Source organism: uncultured Thiothrix sp. (assembly GCF_937876535.1).
Taxonomy (GTDB): Bacteria; Pseudomonadota; Gammaproteobacteria; order Thiotrichales; family Thiotrichaceae; genus Thiolinea.
Window position 1 is genome coordinate 51,292 of the sequence record NZ_CALFHZ010000008.1, and the last position, 17,395, is coordinate 68,686.

Below are 17,395 nucleotides of genomic sequence, written 5' to 3' on the forward strand. Positions count from 1 at the left end.
GTTGTGAGGCAAGAATGCAACAGTAACTGATTATTTACAACAATACCAAATTTAACCGTTTTATAAAAATAAGAAATTACTAATAAAAACGCCCGATATCTTCCGACATCGGGCTGGTATGAATAGATTTTATTGAATCACGGAGGCTTTCCGCAACTCAAAAATCACTTTTTATTGCTTTTTGTAAGTTTTCATGACACTAGTGTCAATTTGAACTGGACCCTTGTAGTTACCTTTTGCTTTTACTTGAGGTACGTCAATTTGCTTCTCTGGTTTATTCCCACCTTTACAGCTGTAGTGGTGATTATGATTAGCATTGGTGTATGGGTGGCTATGAGTAATGGAATCAGTACAGCCTGGAATTGCGGGGTGAGTATGGTTCCATTTACCAGTAGGTGCTGTTGGCTGTTTAGGGGTATTACCCTTCGGTGGCTTTACCTTTTTGATACCACCCTTACAGCTGTAAGCATGCTTGTGGTTTGCATTGGTAAATGGATGAGTATGGGTTGTAGAGTCAGTGCAACCAGGAATTGCTGGATGAGTATGTGCACCACCTGCTACTGGAGCTGGAGCTTTTTTGCATTTACTGCAATCAACCACTGTTTGTGACTCAGTTGGCTTTGCTGCAGGTTCGGCTGGTTGTGCTGCCATTTGGCTACAACCTGAGGCCAATAAACTTACTGCAAAGATTGCCGCTAAAGTATACGGAGTCTTGATTTTCATGGCTTTTAATCTCTTTCGTTGTTAAGTATGAAGCAACAATGAGTAGACGGGAACCCACCCTCTAACCATTGATCGACGTAGTGACTAAGCGGAATGCATGTATGAAGATGCCCAACATTCAGCTCTAAATGTTGCTAAAAGCCAACAAACCAAAGAATTTAGTTGTAACTTTCGCACAACCAAATCATACCGCGCAGTGTCCACTAGGTAAACACTTGAAACCATGATTTTATAAGGAAATAGCAAGTTTTTAGCTAGGAAAACCACCACCCATCGGGGGGAATCCACCACCAGTCGGCAATTTACCCTTCATGTTCTGCATTAGTCTACGCATCCCCCCCCCCTTTGAGAACTGCTTCATGACTTTACTCATTTGCTGCTGCTGTTTGAGTAAACGATTTACATCTTGCACTTGCAGACCACAGCCTGTTGCAATCCGACGCTTACGCGACGCTTTGATGAGTTCAGGATTACGGCGTTCCTCCAAGGTCATGGAATTAATAATCGCAATCATCCGACGGATTTCTTTGTCATTTGCTTGCTCTTTCACATGCGCAGGCATTGCCCCCATCCCAGGCAACTTATCCAACAAGCTACTCATACCACCCATTTTCAGCATTTGATTCATCTGATCACGCAGGTCTTCAAAATCAAAGCCTTTACCTTTATTGAGCTTACGCGCTAATTTCTGAGCTTTTTCATGATCAACCTTATGCTGGGCTTGCTCAATTAAACTGAGCACATCACCCATCCCCAAAATGCGTGAAGCCATCCGATCTGGGTGGAAAGGCTCTAAAGCATCCAGCTTTTCACCTACTCCCATAAACTTGATCGGTTTGCCTGTGATATGCCGTACCGATAACGCAGCACCACCACGTGCATCACCATCGGTTTTAGTTAGGACTACACCAGTTAATGGTAAAGCATCACCAAAGGCTTTAGCTGTATTAGCAGCATCTTGCCCTGTCATACTATCCACAACAAACAGCGTCTCAACTGGCTTCAGGAGGGTATTAAGTTGGCTGATCTCCTCCATCATGTCCGCATCAATATGCAAGCGACCTGCCGTATCAATGATCAGAACATCCATATACTGACGTTTGGCTTGAGCCAGTGCTGCTAAAGCAATATCCGCAGGTTTTTGATTCGGTTCACTTGGGAAGAAAATTGCTTCGGTTTGATTCGCAATGGTTTCTAACTGCTTAATCGCAGCTGGGCGATACACGTCGCAACTAGCCACCATAACCGATTTTTTATTTTTTTCTTTTAAGAAACGAGTTAGCTTACCGACTGTAGTTGTTTTACCCGCACCTTGTAAGCCAGCCATCAATATCACGGCAGGCGGTTGCGCATTTAAATTAAGGGTTTCATTTGCCTGCCCCATGATATCAATCAATTCTTCGTGAACGACCTTAATCAAGGCTTGGCCAGGAGTAAGGCTTTCTAGTACCTCTTGCCCAACTGCACGCTCACGGATACGATTGATAAAATCACGCACCACTGGCAGCGCCACATCCGCTTCTAGTAAAGCCATGCGAACGTCGCGCAAAGCATCTTTTATATTTTCATCGGTTAAACGCGCTTGCCCACGTAATTTTTTTACCGTTTTCGAAAGACGATCACTTAAATTTTCAAACATGATTATGGTCTTCTGCTAGTCCCAATCGAGAACAAATTGCTATCATAGCATTAAACTGTATCGTCACACCGATGAGAAGCTAATCTGTATCTAGAATGACAATAACGATGACCTTGATAGTCATGGCGGCTTGGATGTCGACCTGGCTCGTAATTGCTTTACGCTTACGTAAGCCTCCTGCAACGAGGCCACCCACTTGGCTACTCAACAGTCTTTGGCTGTTGGCTTTAATTGTACAGGGTGCAAGCTTAATCCTGACTTGGGCTAACCAGCAAAATGGTTTTATTGATTTCTTTGCTGCTTTGTCAGTGGTTTTATGGCTTACCTGCTTTTTACTCTTCCTTACTCAGCTGAGTCGCCCCTTAGAAAATTTAGGGCTATTGATTATTCCGTTTATTCCGCCCACTTTATTAGGCAGTTATTTTTTAAGTACTAATAGCGCTACTTTAAACTTAGATAATGGCTTAGGCATTCATATATTCACTTCCTTACTCGCGTATAGCATGCTCACCTTGGCAGCTTTACATGCTTTATTGTTAGGCTTGCAAATTCGTCAACTGCATGATCATAAACCGAATATTTTAGTTAGAACCCTGCCTCCGTTACAGGATATGGAATCGCTGCTGTTCAAAGTGATTGCTTTAGGTTGGGCACTCTTGAGCTTAAGTTTAATCAGTGGTTTTGTCTATCTAGAGGATCTATTTGCTCAACATGTCGCGCATAAAACTATTCTCTCGCTTGTGGCGTGGTTAGTATTTGCAGTGCTGCTGTATGGACATTGGCAATATGGCTGGCGGGGGAAAAAGGCGATTCGTTGGACCCTAGCAGGTTTCTTTATTTTGATGCTGGCTTTTTTTGGCAGTAAGTTTGTTTTGGAGTATTTAAAACAACCATGAACTTGCAGCTACCCTTTAGCTTGCAAATGACTCTTCTTGTGATTTTGATTCTGTGCATTTCCATACTCACTGCTTCAGAAACAGCATTACTTACTTACAAACGCTTGCACGCTGCTAGTCGTAAAACAGCTCTAAATCAACTGCTAGCACATATTGACCAAACACTTACCCTTTTTCAGCTTTTTAAATACTTATTGATAATTTTAGCAACCGTGTTGAGTTTGCTAATCAGCCCACAGTTGCTTAATACGCTGCTAGTTTGGCAGTGGCTATTAGCTTTACTGGTATTTACCCTAGTGTTATTAGTCTTTGCTGAGCTATTACCACGCAAGCTGGCTCGGCTTTATCCGGAAACTTTTGCTTATGCCTTCGCTAACTTTTATGCCGCGACACTTAAGCTTGTTAGGCCGTTAGTTCTGAGCATAAATGCTTTCGCTACTCTTATTTTAAGACTCTGTAAGCAACCAACTACCCCACATAAACTAGTAAAGTTTAGTGGTGCTGAGCTTAAACAACTAGTCGAAGTTGAAGGGGCTAACATTCCCCCTGAGCATTTAGAGATGCTCACTAGTATCGTTGATTTGGAATCCATTTATGTAGAAGACATTATGATCCCACGTCATCAGCTAATAGGCATTGATTTGGCTAAAGATTGGGCAGAACTTGAGCAACAACTTATCCACAGCTTATTCACACGCATACTGATTTATGAAAGCTCTGTGGATAACATTCTCGGCTTTGTACATTTACGCCGCTTACTGCCTTTATTAGCCGAAGATAAATTAGATCGTGAACACTTAAAAGCGGCTATCAAACCCGCTTACTTTATTCCTAAAGGTACTTCCCTATTACAACAACTGCTTAACTTTCGCGAACAAGCAAGGCGTTCTGCCATTGTTGTCGATGAATATGGGGATATTTTGGGAATGCTAGCTTTAGAAGATATACTAGAGGAAATAGTAGGTGAGTTTTCCACCGTCCCGATCCGGCATGAACATAATATTCAAAGGATGCCTGATGGCAGTGCTTGGGTGGATGGTGCTAGTTCTATACGTGATCTTAATCAGTCTTTAAATCTTAAGTTACCCATCGATGGACCCAAAACGATTAATGGCTTAATTATGGAGCACTTGGAGTTGTTGCCAGTGCCAGGCATGACAGTGTTGATCGCCCAACATCCCATGGAAATCCGTAAAACTCGCAAGAATGCGATCAAAACTTTAATTATTTATCCTGCACTGCCAGCCCCCAGTCAGAAGGAATTCGAGCATGGCAAAAGCTAAACTGCAATATTATTGCACTGCTTGCGGCAGTGTGCACAGCAAATGGAATGGGCAGTGCTCTGATTGTGGAGCCTGGAATACTTTAGAAGAAAGTATTGCAGCACCTACCAACAACGCACCTAAGAATCCGCGCTTTACGGGCTATGCAGGCGAACCTGCGAGTATTCGCAGCATCAAGGAAATCCATATCCAAGAAGACCCGCGCACGCCTACCGGCGTTCAAGAACTGGATCGGGTACTTGGAGGGGGGTTAGTTGCAGGCTCAGTCGTATTAATTGGTGGCGATCCAGGAATCGGGAAATCGACTATTCTGTTACAGACTTTATGTGATCTGCCACAGATTAATAGCTTGTATGTTACCGGTGAAGAATCTCTCCAACAGGTAAGTTTACGAGCAAGACGCTTAGGTTTAAATGCTGATCATTTGCGCCTACTTACCGAAACAGGCGTGGAGACAGTCATCACATTGGCTCAAATCGAAAAGCCCCAAATCATGGTCATTGACTCGATTCAAACGCTTTACACCGAGCAATTACAATCCGCACCCGGCTCAGTTAGTCAAATTCGTGAGTCTGCTGCCCAATTAGTGCGCTTTGCTAAACAAACCCAAACTACACTCTTTATTGTAGGCCATGTGACCAAGGAAGGTACTCTAGCTGGCCCCCGTGTCCTTGAGCATATGGTAGATACGGTACTCTATTTCGAAGGTGATCCTGGCGGACGTTATCGGATTTTACGTGCTGTCAAAAATCGTTTTGGCGCTGTGAATGAACTGGGTGTGTTTGCCATGACCGAGCAAGGTTTAAAGGGAGTTAGCAATCCGTCGGCTATTTTCCTCTCTCGGCATGAAGAACCTGTTTCCGGTAGTGCTATCATGGTAACACGTGAGGGAACAAGGCCTTTGTTGGTCGAGGTTCAGGCCTTAGTTGATACTAGTCATGCGGGACATGCACGCCGTGTGACTTTGGGGATGGAGCAAAACCGTTTGGCAATGCTCTTAGCAGTCTTGCATCGACATGGTGGTATTTCCATGTATGATCAAGATGTTTTTATTAATATTGTTGGCGGCGTTAAGATTTCAGAAACTGCAGCTGATTTACCCTTACTCTTAGCTGCCTTATCGAGTTTTCGTAGCCGACCACTCCCAGCAGATGTTGTCATCTTTGGTGAGGTCGGTTTAGCTGGAGAAATTCGCCCCATACCAAATGGCGAAGAGCGGCTGAGGGAGGCTGCCAAACATGGTTTTAAGCAGGCGATTGTGCCAAAAGCGAATAAACCACACCATGCAATTCAAGGCATGCGAGTCACAGCAGTGGCTCGTTTAGAAGAAGCGATTGCGGCATTGATGTAAAAATACAACACGCCAATCGCATAATTGTTGACTCAAAACCACATATATAATAGCTTTATGAACATTCTGGGGCGTAATTTTATTCACAAATTCGGTTTGGTCCGCCCTAACAGGTTTCCTTGCCACAATCGCCTTATTCACATGTTCATGAAGAAGTAAGTTATGGATCACTTGCCTGCTTGTTCAGCCAGGGAGTTTTATCTTGTCATTTATTGATTTAGGTCTACAGGGTGCTTTCGCCGATAATATCGACGCAGCAGGCTATGAGACCCCGACAGAACTACAACAACAGCTTATTCCTTTAATGGCACAGCGTAAAAGTGCTATTGTTTGGACGCAATCCGCAGCAGGCAAAACGGGTGCTTTTTTAATTCCTGCGATTAACTATATTTTTAATAATCCTCTGCCTGAACATCAAGGTGCGCGGATTTTAGTATTAACTTCGCGTCGGGATCGTGTAAATCAAATTACTTACACAATCAAACGTTTACTGGGTGAAGGTCAGCAAATCCGTACCGGGTTTATTGTCAGTGGTCGCCCTTATCAACCACAAATGCGCCTACTCCGTCGCCCCTTAGATTTAATGATTGCTACACCTGGCCGCTTGAATGATTTAGTTGACAACAATAAAGCAGATTTCTCGAATATTGAGCTACTGATTATTGATGATCTCACGGCAATTCATAAGAAAGGCTTGCATAGTTTAGTGGATCGGATTATCGAGCAAAAACCAGCGAATGCGCCCGTGATTGCTTTCGTGCGCCATGATGATGAAGTCACTCCTTATGCACGCGGTATTATTCCAAACTGCGAAGAAATCACTATTGAGGACGAGAAAAGCCAGCTGTTACGCTTACCACAATTGGTACATCAAGCAGACGATTACACCCATAAATTAGCGTTGATTGATTACATTCTTGATGGACTCAAAGGTAAACCTACGGTTATTTTCACAGTCACTAGTAAGACGGCGAAAACTTTAGCGGATAATCTGGCGAATCATGGGCATACCGCTGATTCAACTCATTTACTACCGGATGAAGAACGTAATTTAGAAGCTTGTCCGATTTTAATTGTGCCTGATCAAGAAGATTTTATCCCGGAATTAAGTGGGCATGAGCCAGTCATCCATTTCGAGCTTCCAGAAAAAACCGATACCTATTTAAACCGTTTACAAAGTGTACTGGGTACTGAACGTCAAGAGCCTGTGATTCTGTTAGCAGGACCAAGTGATCGTGATTGCCTGAAGAAGATTGAAGAATTCCAAGGTGAGGCCATTAACCAACGGACTATTCCTGGCTTAGAACCGAAACAAACCAATCGTGGTGGTGCGAAACCAAATACACGTCCAGCCCGCAAACCAGGCACTAATCCCCGTGCTGCAAATGGTGAAAAACCGAGCCGTCCACAAAATGGCCGTGGAGGCAAACCAGCTAATCCAAATAATGGAACAACTGCTCCACGTACAAGCAGCACTGATGATAAACAGCGTGGACGCAAAGGCCCTTATGGACGGTTAAATGGGGGCGCACAGCGTAAGCAAGGTGCAGGCCAACAAGGGTCTGACACTGGTTATGAAATCGGTAGCTGGGAAAAACAAGACTATGTTCCCAAACAAGCTACCACCGCTGATAAAAAAGTCGTGATTCGTTATAAAGAAAAACGCCGGAATTTAGTCAAGTAGTGTATTCATTCTTATGCTAAGCCTAGAAGAAGAGCATTTACTCCGTCAAAAGCTATTTGACTTACGCCAAGAACATCGCGATCTTGATACCGCGATTGAGGCACTGCGGGCTAACTCTAACTGTGATCAATTTATGCTGTCACGCATGAAAAAGCGCAAATTACTCTTAAAAGATATGATTCAAAAACTCAGTAGCCAACTGATTCCAGATATGAATGCATAAACTGAATTTAAGACATGTGTGTGAGTAATTTTTGAATAATAGGTTTGTTAGCAGCAGGAAAATCTAGGTTTATAAGCTCTGCCAGCTCGAACCAAGCAATAGCTTGCCCTTCCCTGCCTACAGGCTCATATTGAAATTGATAGACAGTCCATACATCCAACCAGATATTTTTATCTGGATAAGTATGCTTAATTTCAAGTAAAGACTGCATAGTGGATATATCAGCTTCTATGCCTAACTCTTCAAATAGTTCGCGCTTTAAGGCAGCAGTAGCAGATTCATTAGGCTCTACTTTGCCACCCGGGAACTCCCATTTACCACCTTGGTGTTTATGCAAAGGACGTTGCGCTAACAGAATTCGCTGGCGGCTGTCATAGATAACAGCCGCAACGACATGAATCCAATCAGGTAAAAACTCAGACATCAGCTACGATATTCAGCATTGATTTTAACGTAATCATAAGAGAAATCGCAGGTCCACGTTGTAGCACTCGCTGAACCACGTCCCATATGAATCCGTACGTTTATTTCATCACGCTTCATTTCGACTTGGCCTAACTCCTCGCGATAAGAAGGCGCAGGTTGGCCTTTTTCAATCAGTAAAGTATCACCCAACCAAATAGTGACTGCATTCACATCCAAGTTATCGATTGGACTACGCCCAACCGCTGCTAAAATCCGCCCCCAGTTAGGGTCACTGGCAAACATCGCTGTTTTAACTAAAGGTGATAAACCCACAGTATTGCCAATCACACGTGCTTCTGCTCGATCTTTAGCACCTTCAACCATCACACTGATGAATTTGGTAGCACCCTCACCATCGCGCACGATTGCTTGGGCAAGATACATGCAAACCTCCTGAACTGCTTGTTGGAAGCTAGCGCGATTACTTGCATCAACTAAAGCACCAGATTTGCAGGTCGCGGCTAATACTAGAGAATCATTGGTAGAGGTATCGCCATCAATCGTAATGCAGTTATAAGTTTCCTCAACTACTTCACTTAAAATGGTTTGTAATAAACTCGAATCGACTTGGGCATCGGTTGCTACATAAGACAGCATAGTCGCCATGTTCGGATGAATCATCCCCGCACCTTTGGCGATGCCAGTAATGGTCACTTGCTTACCACCGATCTCGATTTGCTTGCTCATCGCTTTACCGATGGTATCAGTAGTCATAATCGCTTTAGCTGCGGCAAGCCAATTATCCTCTTTCAAACTAGCAAGCGCAGTAGGTAAAGCTGCTACCACTTTTTCTACAGGCAACTGTTGACCTATCACACCTGTAGAAAATGGCAAAATTTGCTCAGGCTTGCAAGCACTTACTTCTGCTAGAGCAGCACAGCAAGCTTTGGCTGCTGTTAGACCTAACTCACCAGTACCTGCATTAGCATTGCCTGCATTGACCAATAAATAGCGTGGATGAGCACTTGCTAAGTGTGCACGAGAAACCGTCACTGGCGCAGCGCAAAAGGCATTACGCGTGAAGACCGCAGCACAAGAACTACCTTCCGCTAGTTCAATCACTAACAAGTCATCGCGCCCTTTATAGCGAATACCTGCATTTAAAGTCGCTAAACGCACGCCCGCAATCGGCAGCAAATTTTCATTAAAGGTTAAATTGACAGCCATTAGCTTAATTTCCCGTGACATTGCTTATATTTTTTGCCTGAACCACAGGGGCAAGGATCATTCCGCCCAACTTTTGGCTCAGAATTAGTTGGTATATTTTCTTGTGACGGAGTAAAAGCATCCACAACCTCATCATCATCCGCGAAAGCAGTTGGGTCAGCATGGGTATACTGCACATCCTGCTGGACTGATTCATGCGCAGGTGGTGGCTCACCAATTTGAATCCGCACTAAGAAAGTAATTACATCGTGTTTGAGACGTGTGAGTAGCTCCTCAAACATCTCAAAGGCTTCACGCTTGTATTCCTGTTTAGGATTCTTTTGGGCATAGCCACGCAAACCAATACCTTGGCGCAGATAGTCCATAGCCGCTAGATGCTCTTTCCAATGCGAATCCAAAATATGCAACATAGCCTCACGCTCTAAGCGCCGCATATTCTCCGCACCAATCAACGATTCTTTTTCGGTTAGTTCATTCTTGACTAGCTCTTGAATACGCTCGCGAATTTGCTCTTCATAAAGCTTCTTATCTTCATCTAACCATTGTTGAACTGGCACAGCTAAGTTTAAATCAGCTTGTAATTGCTTTTCCAAGCCGGGAATATCCCATTGCTCATCGACACTACCCGGCGGAATAAAGCGGCTGACCAAATCCTCAACTACATCGTGACGAATCGACGCGATCATGTCTTGGATATTATCTGCTAGCAATAACTCTGTACGTTGCTCATAAATGACCTTACGTTGATCATTCGCTACGTCATCGTATTCAAGCAAATGCTTACGAATATCATAGTTATGCGCTTCAACTTTACGCTGCGCATTCTCAATCGATTTTGATACTAAGCCCGCTTCAATGGCTTGGCCTTTTTCCATACCTAATTTTTGCATCATGCCTTTAACACGATCAGACGCAAAAATCCGCATAAGATTATCTTCTAAGGATAAATAGAAACGTGACGAACCAGGGTCACCTTGACGACCAGAACGACCACGTAGCTGATTATCAATCCGCCGGGACTCATGGCGTTCCGTGCCTATGATATGCAAGCCACCTGCAGCTAATACGGTGTCATGGCGCTTTTGCCACATGGCTTTAATTTTTTGCTTAGCTGCTTCATCCGCATTCGCAGGTGGTAATTGAGCAATTTCTTCTTCGTAACTACCACCGAGTACAATGTCAGTACCACGGCCTGCCATATTGGTTGCAATGGTCACAGCACCCGGGCGGCCTGCATTGGCAATAATGTGAGCTTCACGCTCATGCTGTTTAGCATTCAAAACTTCGTGCGGAATACGCAAGGCTTTTAGCTTATTCGAGACCAACTCTGAAGACTCAATCGAAGCAGTACCAACTAGCGCCGGCTGGCCTTTCTCAACACAGGCCTTAATATCTTCAATAATCGCATCATATTTTTCTTCAGCGGTTAGATAAATCAAGTCATTCGCATCTTTCCGAATCATCGGACGATGGGTTGGAATAACGACAACTTCTAAGCCGTAAATTTGTTGCAACTCAAAAGCTTCTGTATCGGCAGTACCTGTCATACCTGAAAGCTTTTTATACAAACGGAAATAATTTTGGAAGGTAATCGAAGCTAAGGTTTGATTTTCTGCTTGGATTTCAACGTTTTCTTTAGCTTCAATCGCTTGATGCAAACCTTCTGACCAACGCCGCCCCGGCATCGTGCGCCCGGTGAACTCGTCAACGATGATAATTTTGTCATCACGCACGATATAGTCGACATTTCTTTGGAACAGCGTATGGGCACGTAAACCTGCGTTTAGATGGTGCAGAATCGCAATACTAGCCGAATCATATAAACCCTGCCCGTCAGGCAGTACACCGCGCTCGATGAGAATTTGCTCAACGCGCTCTTGACCATTTTCCGAAAGGAAAACTTGCTTCGCTTTTTCATCTACCCAGTAATCACCTTCACTATCTTCTGTTTCTTGGCGAGACAATTCAGGCACAATGGAGTTGACCGCGCGATACAAATCGGAAGCATCTTGGCTTGGACCAGAGATAATTAAGGGGGTACGCGCTTCGTCGATCAGAATTGAGTCAACTTCGTCAACTACTGCATAAGAGAGTTTACGTTGTACACGTTCCCCCATTGAGAAGGCCATATTATCGCGCAGATAATCAAAGCCAAATTCATTATTGGTGCCATAGGTAATATCAGCTGCATAAGCCTCGCGGCGTTGGTCTTGGGTTAAGCCATTAATAATAACGCCAGTACTTAGGCCTAAGAAGCCATAAAGTCTAGATAAGGAAGTCGCGTCACGTTGTGCTAGATAATCATTGACAGTAATCACATGCACGCCATTACCTGGTAAAGCATTCAGGTAGGCGGCTAAAGTAGCCACTAAAGTCTTACCTTCGCCCGTGCGCATCTCAGCAATTTTGCCGTGATGCAGTACCATACCGCCGATCATTTGCACATCATAATGGCGCATGCCGAGAATACGTTTGCTCGCTTCACGCACGGTCGCAAAGGCATCAGGTAAGAGGTCATCAAGTGTTGCCCCCGCTGCAAGCCGCTCGCGGAATTTAACCGTGCGATGTTGCAAATCGGCATCTGACAACTTGGAGTAATCAGCTTCTAATGCATTAATATTCTTGACGATCTTTGCATAGCTTTTGACCAGACGATCATTGCGGCTACCAAAAATCTTTTTCGCAACAGAACCCAGCATAATCTCTTATTTTCTCCTAACTCATCCTGCCAGTGGCTCTACCGGCAATTCCCTGAGCCAAACGACAAGGTAGAGACTACACTCCCTTGTGATGACGCAGCCATAGTTGTCACCCCAATATGGGGTCTAGCCCAAACAAAACAAGCTCAATTGACAAAAAAATCCGGCGCAATCCTAAGGAGAGGAATTGCGCCGGACTCATAGTATAGCTTGAATAACTGGCTATACGGTGAATTATTACTACTCTGCTAAGCCTAAATAAGTCTGTGGGTCAATAGCTTCACCGTTACGTAGGATTTCTAAATGTAAGTGGGGTCCAGTGGATCGTCCTGTATTACCTAGTAGTGCCACAGTATCCGCTTTTTGAATCACTTTACCCTGTTCGACTAAGGCTTGATCTAAGTGTGCATAGCGGCTAACTAAGCCATTACCGTGATCTATTTCAACGATAGTGCCGTAGCCTCCTTTCGTACCTACAAAGGATACTACACCGCCAGCTACTGCATGTACGTCGGTACCACGTGGCCCCGCATAATCCATACCCTTATGCATACGTGTTCCACCATTAAAAGGATCACGTCGGACACCAAACTGCGAAGAGATATACCCCAATTTTACAGGGCGTGAGGAAGGCAAAACCACTTCAGCTAAAACTTTGCCTTCAAGCACTTGATAGAGACTTTCGAGCATGGCACGTTGTTGTTCCATCTTAGACTCCATACTTTCAAAAGAGCCTAATAATTCTTTAGTCGTTACCTTAGGTGTAGCAGCTGGAATATAGTCTTCCTCTAAACCGCCCCGCGGTGGAGCTTGATCTAAAGAAAACTCACTTGGATCTAATTTTGCACGATTGACCACCCGTTTTGCTAGCGCATTGAGCCGGACAATCTCCGCTTCCAAAGCACCTAACCGTACAGAAAGTGTATCAACATCAACGGTATAAGTTGAATAAGTCTTCTTAATTTCATTGACAGTCTTCATCTGCTCGCCAAGGGTTGAGAGAATTTTCTCCGCCTCATCCGCTGTTAGAGAATTCTGTTGAGGTGTATGATCCAAACGATAAAGACCTAACATCTGATTCACTGACAAACCAATAATCAGTAAGGCCACTAAACTGGCTGGGAGCACAAGATGGGTGATTGGGTTGAGACTAAACGAAGCGCGTCGTGCACCGTCACGACTAATACAAATAACTTTCATGCGACAAACATCCGCTAATGCCCTCCACAGGCAAACTAGGCACTCTATTTATAATAGTTGGATGTAGTGCAGGTTGATGTAAAAAGATATTATGAGAAAAATCAACTACTTTATTAATAATGTCCTGTCTGAAAGGCTGGATCAGCTAGATAAACTGAGCTATTTGATTAGTCAACATGCCCAAATGCGCCTCGAAAACCGCATCTGGCCGATAATTCGCAATCGACGCTTATTAGTGCTGACGGATGACCCACATTTCGCCACTCAGGCACGGTTTACACAGAAGACACTCTGTCATTATCTCAACAAAGAATTGAGCCTAAAACTTAACGGCGTGGATATTAAATTGATTGCTATACCGCTGGCAAGCTTTGGACGGAAATCAGGCAGAACACCAATGAGTGAGCAAACCATTGAAACCCTTGCAAGTATTGCTCAACAAATTCAAGATGAAGGCTTACGCCAAGCTTTGGTACAACTGGCTTTAGCGCATCGTACCAACACTTACAACGCTAACCATCTTCAAACTGCTAGCGCATAACCATCAGAAAAGATAGCTCGCTCCCGTTGTTTTTCCTCAAGCGACACCATTTCCCAAGCATCTTTTTGCACTAAAAGCTCACGCACCAACAGATTATTGATCGCATGCCCCGCTTTATGACCGTGGAAAGCACCAATAATCCCATGCCCTAAAGTGTATAAGTCGCCAATTGCATCCAGAATTTTATGCCGAATAAACTCATCACGATAACGTAAGCCATCCGGATTCAAGACGCGGAACTCATCTAGCACGATGGCATTCTCTAAACTACCGCCTAGACCTAAGTTTTTAGAGCGTAAAAGCTCAATATCACGCATAAAGCCGAAAGTACGGGCGCGCGCAATTTCACTTGCATACGCCTGCTTGGAAAAATCGAGTTCTATACTTTGACGAGTGGCACTAACAGCAGGATGATTAAATTGGATATCAAAAGAAGCTTTAAATCCTTCATATGGACTTAAACGTGCCCACGCATCACCTTTACGCAACTCAACTGACTTTTTGATACGAATAAAGCGCTTACTCGCATTTTGCTCAGCAATGCCAGCTGAAAGAATTAAATATAAAAAGGGTGCTGCACTGCCATCCATAATTGGAATTTCAGGCGCATCAATATCAACATAGAGATTATCAATCCCTAAGCCTGCCAAGGCCGATAATAAATGTTCAACGGTCGCAACTTTAACGCTTCCATCCAATAAAGCGGTACAGAGCATCGTTTCACCCACCCGTTCAGGATGTAGGCGTAGCTCTGGCTTATTAGGAAGATCCGTTCGATAGAAAACGATACCCGTATTCACAGGAGCAGGTCGTAAACTCATGGCTACCTTCTTTCCAGAGTGTAGGCCAATACCTGTTGAAGACACTGCCGTTCTTAGAGTTCTTTGTTTCAGCACTTGTCAGCCCCTATTTTTTCCATAACTATTTGTACCGCTTAATAAACGGCGCAAATCATATCACAGTTAACCACAGTAACTTTAAATAGATTTTGCCAAGCTCACGCTGAATAAAACACTCAAACTTTTTTAAAAAGCAACCAACCTTGGCAAGTTGGTTGCTAGGGCATGCTTGATCACTAACTAACTGCGTTTAATCAGCTTGGGTTCGCAAAAACGCAGGAATATCTAAAGTACTATTACCACGGTTAAATCCATTGCCAGCGGCTGGATTTTGGGCATTTTGGCGGGCGTTATCAATATTTACCACCACCCGTGGTCTTTCTGGTTGCACAGGTATTGCAGCAGGGCGCTCACGCTTCGCTGTGTGTGCAGCAGTAGCTGGTTTGCTGACACTATGAACAGCTGCATCTTCTAAACCAGTCGCAACCAGCGTCACACGAATCTCATCACGCATATCAGGATCGATAACCGTACCAACCACTACTGTGGCTTCGTCTGACGCAAATTGACGAATCACTTCGCCCACTTCTTCAAACTCATGGATACCCATATCTAAGCCAGCGGTGATATTAACTAGAATTCCACGCGCGCCATCTAAGCAGATGTCTTCCAATAAAGGATTAGATACAGCAGCTTGCGCAGCTTTCTCAGCACGACTATCACCTTGTGCTTTACCCATCCCCATAACGGCCATACCCATTCCAGACATAACCGTACGCACGTCAGCAAAGTCAACGTTAATCAAACCAGGGCGGGTAATAAGCTCAGCAATGCCTTGCACCGCATTCAACAGCACATTATTGGCTGATTTGAAAGCATCTAATAAAGTCGCATTCTTCCCTAAAGCGGTTAATAACTTTTGGTTAGGAATAGTAATTAAAGAATCTACATGACGCGCTAACTCAGCGATACCAGCATCTGCCAACTTCATACGCTTCGTACCTTCCAAATGGAAAGGACGGGTCACGACTGCGACAGTCAGAATACCTAAATCGCGGGCAATTTCTGCAACGACTGGAGCAGCTCCTGTACCCGTACCACCGCCCATACCTGCAGTAATAAACAGCATGTCAGTGCCACGAATTAACTCTTTAATCCGCTCACGATCTTCCATCGCCGCTTCACGACCCACATCAGGATTAGCACCTGCGCCTAAACCTTTAGTTAAGCTTGTGCCTAACTGTAAAACGGTACTGACGGTGCAGCCTTTTAAAGCTTGCGCATCGGTATTTGCACAGATGTATTCTACACCTTCAATACCTGAATTCAGCATATTGATGACTGCATTGCCACCGCCGCCACCGACACCAATCACCTTAATAACGGCACCGGCTTTTTGATTATCCATAATTTCAAACATGCCCATTCTCCAACTGTTACAAGTTTCCGTTAAACCAACCTTTAATGCGCTCCCATAAGCTCTCGGGCGAACTTACTGGCGCGGGGTGGTGTACACCCCTTCGCTCTCCATAAGCCTGCTGTGCGATGCCGTACAACAGGAGTCCTACCCCAGTGGAGTGGATAGGGTTTTCAACTTCGCCGCGCAAGCCACCAATATCACGCGGCATTCCTAAGCGAACCGGCATATGAAAAATTTCCTCTGCCAGCTCAATAGCACCTTGCATTTTTGAGGTACCACCGGTTAAGACAATACCTGCTCCAATCCGCTCTTCGTAGCCACTACGTTGCAATTCATCTAGCACTAAGGCAAACAGTTCTGCATAACGCGGCTCAATAATCGACGATAAGACAAAAGTGGATAAGCTCAAGGCTTCCCGCTCACCTACTGCGGGGACATCAATTGTCTCTTCCTGCTCAATTAATTTTTGTAAGGCGACACCGTGCCTAATTTTGATATCTTCTGCATGACGTGTAGGGGTGCGCACGCCAAGCGCAATATCATTAGTCACTTGGTCACCAGCAATTGGGATCACTGCTGTATGATGAATTGCTCCATTGAGGAACACAGCAATATCGCTGGTACCCCCACCGATATCGACTAAACAGACACCCAACTCTTTTTCATCTTCCTCAAGCACTGCATAACTCGATGCAACTTGCTCAAGGATAATATCTTCTACGCTTAGCCCACAACGTTCAACGCATTTAATAATATTTTGTGCAGCGCCATGAGCTGCTGTCACTAAATGCACGCGAGCCTCTAGGCGTACCCCCGACATACCAATCGGCTCACGGATACCCTCTTGTGAATCAATCACATATTCCTGTGGCAGCACATGCAAAATGCGTTGGTCAGCAGGAATCGCAACGGCACGTGCTGCATCCATCACGCGCTCAAGATCTTGGGCTGTTACCTCTTTCTCTCTGATCGCGACAATCCCATGTGAGTTAAGACTACGCACATGACTTCCAGCAATACCTACATAGACTGAACTAATTCTGACGCCAGACATCAGTTCAGCTTCTTCAACGGCTTTTTGGATCGACTGAATGGTCGATTCGATATTGACAACCACGCCACGACGCATACCACGGGAGGGGGAAGTACCAATACCAACCACCTCGAGGCGTCCGTTTTCGTTCACCTCGCCCACCATCGCGACTACCTTTGAGGTACCAATATCTAAGGCGACGATAGTGTTCCGCTCTGATTTTTTTGACATC

General features: G+C 44.5%; 15 protein-coding genes. 6 read left to right on the plus strand and 9 right to left on the minus strand.

All coding sequences use genetic code 11. The features are described 5' to 3' along the window. Positions 1-171: 171 nt before the first annotated feature. The gene (locus Q0230_RS04850; RefSeq protein WP_298608690.1) at positions 172-723 is read right to left on the minus strand and encodes a hypothetical protein; all 552 of its coding nucleotides are present in this window, start codon (positions 721-723) and stop codon (positions 172-174) included. A 250-nt stretch (positions 724-973) separates the two neighbouring features. Further along, positions 974-2,362 carry a signal recognition particle protein gene (gene ffh / locus Q0230_RS04855; RefSeq protein WP_298608691.1) on the minus strand — a complete coding sequence of 463 codons (1,389 nt, stop codon included), beginning with the start codon at positions 2,360-2,362 and terminating at the stop codon, positions 974-976. Between the two features lie 107 nt (positions 2,363-2,469). Between ffh and Q0230_RS04860 the strand changes: the two genes are divergently transcribed. The 5 genes from Q0230_RS04860 (at position 2,470) to Q0230_RS04880 (ending at position 7,799) form a co-directional block, all read left to right on the plus strand. Beyond that, the gene (locus Q0230_RS04860) at positions 2,470-3,258 is read left to right on the plus strand and encodes an inner membrane protein YpjD (protein ID WP_298608692.1); all 789 of its coding nucleotides are present in this window, start codon (positions 2,470-2,472) and stop codon (positions 3,256-3,258) included. Positions 3,259-3,284: 26 nt separating this feature from the next. After that, positions 3,285-4,541 (plus strand): CNNM domain-containing protein, encoded by a 1,257-nt coding sequence (locus Q0230_RS04865; RefSeq protein ID WP_298608837.1) that lies wholly within the window; start codon positions 3,285-3,287, stop codon positions 4,539-4,541. After that, complete coding sequence (radA, locus tag Q0230_RS04870; RefSeq protein WP_298608693.1) at positions 4,528-5,892, plus strand: DNA repair protein RadA; 1,365 nt, start codon at positions 4,528-4,530, stop codon at positions 5,890-5,892. Before Q0230_RS04865 ends, radA begins: the two co-directional genes overlap by 14 nt. Before the next feature lie 202 nt (positions 5,893-6,094). After that, positions 6,095-7,576, plus strand: coding sequence for a DEAD/DEAH box helicase (locus tag Q0230_RS04875; protein ID WP_298608694.1), 1,482 nt, complete (start codon positions 6,095-6,097; stop codon positions 7,574-7,576). Between the two features lie 13 nt (positions 7,577-7,589). After that, positions 7,590-7,799 carry a DUF465 domain-containing protein gene (locus tag Q0230_RS04880; protein ID WP_298608695.1) on the plus strand — a complete coding sequence of 70 codons (210 nt, stop codon included), beginning with the start codon at positions 7,590-7,592 and terminating at the stop codon, positions 7,797-7,799. Positions 7,800-7,806: 7 nt separating this feature from the next. Here the strand turns inward: Q0230_RS04880 and mutT are convergent, their stop codons facing one another. The 4 genes from mutT to Q0230_RS04900 form a co-directional block, all read right to left on the minus strand. Then, positions 7,807-8,223: an 8-oxo-dGTP diphosphatase MutT gene (gene mutT / locus Q0230_RS04885; protein ID WP_298608696.1), complete on the minus strand. Its 417-nt coding sequence runs from the start codon at positions 8,221-8,223 to the stop codon at positions 7,807-7,809. Further along, positions 8,223-9,431 carry a bifunctional glutamate N-acetyltransferase/amino-acid acetyltransferase ArgJ gene (gene argJ, locus Q0230_RS04890; RefSeq protein WP_298608697.1) on the minus strand — a complete coding sequence of 403 codons (1,209 nt, stop codon included), beginning with the start codon at positions 9,429-9,431 and terminating at the stop codon, positions 8,223-8,225. The genes mutT and argJ overlap by 1 nt, the downstream gene beginning before the upstream one ends. Next, positions 9,431-12,130 (minus strand): preprotein translocase subunit SecA, encoded by a 2,700-nt coding sequence (secA, locus tag Q0230_RS04895; RefSeq protein ID WP_298608698.1) that lies wholly within the window; start codon positions 12,128-12,130, stop codon positions 9,431-9,433. Before secA ends, argJ begins: the two co-directional genes overlap by 1 nt. A 240-nt stretch (positions 12,131-12,370) precedes the next feature. After that, on the minus strand, positions 12,371-13,330 hold the full coding sequence (locus Q0230_RS04900) for a M23 family metallopeptidase (protein WP_298608699.1): 960 nt from the start codon (positions 13,328-13,330) through the stop codon (positions 12,371-12,373). 91 nt (positions 13,331-13,421) lie between these two features. On the opposite strand from Q0230_RS04900, the gene Q0230_RS04905 reads away from it, so the two are divergent. Further along, positions 13,422-13,871 carry a hypothetical protein gene (locus Q0230_RS04905; protein ID WP_298608700.1) on the plus strand — a complete coding sequence of 150 codons (450 nt, stop codon included), beginning with the start codon at positions 13,422-13,424 and terminating at the stop codon, positions 13,869-13,871. On the opposite strand, the gene lpxC is transcribed toward Q0230_RS04905, so the two are convergent. From lpxC to ftsA, 3 genes are all read right to left on the minus strand, one after another. Then, entirely contained in the window at positions 13,853-14,767 is a 915-nt protein-coding gene (lpxC, locus tag Q0230_RS04910; protein ID WP_298608701.1) for a UDP-3-O-acyl-N-acetylglucosamine deacetylase, read from the minus strand. The two genes, Q0230_RS04905 and lpxC, sit on opposite strands and share 19 nt — an antisense overlap. A gap of 193 nt (positions 14,768-14,960) precedes the next feature. After that, positions 14,961-16,130 carry a cell division protein FtsZ gene (gene ftsZ / locus Q0230_RS04915; protein ID WP_298608702.1) on the minus strand — a complete coding sequence of 390 codons (1,170 nt, stop codon included), beginning with the start codon at positions 16,128-16,130 and terminating at the stop codon, positions 14,961-14,963. Between the two features lie 16 nt (positions 16,131-16,146). Beyond that, positions 16,147-17,394 (minus strand): cell division protein FtsA, encoded by a 1,248-nt coding sequence (gene ftsA / locus Q0230_RS04920; protein ID WP_298608703.1) that lies wholly within the window; start codon positions 17,392-17,394, stop codon positions 16,147-16,149. Between the last annotated feature and the right edge of the window lies 1 nt (position 17,395).

What these genes read in the sequence shown, in the direction of transcription:
- Q0230_RS04850 (WP_298608690.1), bottom strand. Translation starts at nt 723, where the DNA reads ATGAAAATCAAGACTCCGTATACTTTAGCGGCAATCTTTGCAGTAAGT.
- ffh (WP_298608691.1), bottom strand. Translation starts at nt 2,362, where the DNA reads ATGTTTGAAAATTTAAGTGATCGTCTTTCGAAAACGGTAAAAAAATTA.
- Q0230_RS04860 (WP_298608692.1), top strand. Translation starts at nt 2,470, where the DNA reads ATGACCTTGATAGTCATGGCGGCTTGGATGTCGACCTGGCTCGTAATT.
- Q0230_RS04865 (WP_298608837.1), top strand. Translation starts at nt 3,285, where the DNA reads ATGACTCTTCTTGTGATTTTGATTCTGTGCATTTCCATACTCACTGCT.
- radA (WP_298608693.1), top strand. Translation starts at nt 4,528, where the DNA reads ATGGCAAAAGCTAAACTGCAATATTATTGCACTGCTTGCGGCAGTGTG.
- Q0230_RS04880 (WP_298608695.1), top strand. Translation starts at nt 7,590, where the DNA reads ATGCTAAGCCTAGAAGAAGAGCATTTACTCCGTCAAAAGCTATTTGAC.
- mutT (WP_298608696.1), bottom strand. Translation starts at nt 8,223, where the DNA reads ATGTCTGAGTTTTTACCTGATTGGATTCATGTCGTTGCGGCTGTTATC.
- argJ (WP_298608697.1), bottom strand. Translation starts at nt 9,431, where the DNA reads ATGGCTGTCAATTTAACCTTTAATGAAAATTTGCTGCCGATTGCGGGC.
- secA (WP_298608698.1), bottom strand. Translation starts at nt 12,130, where the DNA reads ATGCTGGGTTCTGTTGCGAAAAAGATTTTTGGTAGCCGCAATGATCGT.
- Q0230_RS04900 (WP_298608699.1), bottom strand. Translation starts at nt 13,330, where the DNA reads ATGAAAGTTATTTGTATTAGTCGTGACGGTGCACGACGCGCTTCGTTT.
- Q0230_RS04905 (WP_298608700.1), top strand. Translation starts at nt 13,422, where the DNA reads ATGAGAAAAATCAACTACTTTATTAATAATGTCCTGTCTGAAAGGCTG.
- ftsZ (WP_298608702.1), bottom strand. Translation starts at nt 16,130, where the DNA reads ATGTTTGAAATTATGGATAATCAAAAAGCCGGTGCCGTTATTAAGGTG.
- ftsA (WP_298608703.1), bottom strand. Translation starts at nt 17,394, where the DNA reads ATGTCAAAAAAATCAGAGCGGAACACTATCGTCGCCTTAGATATTGGT.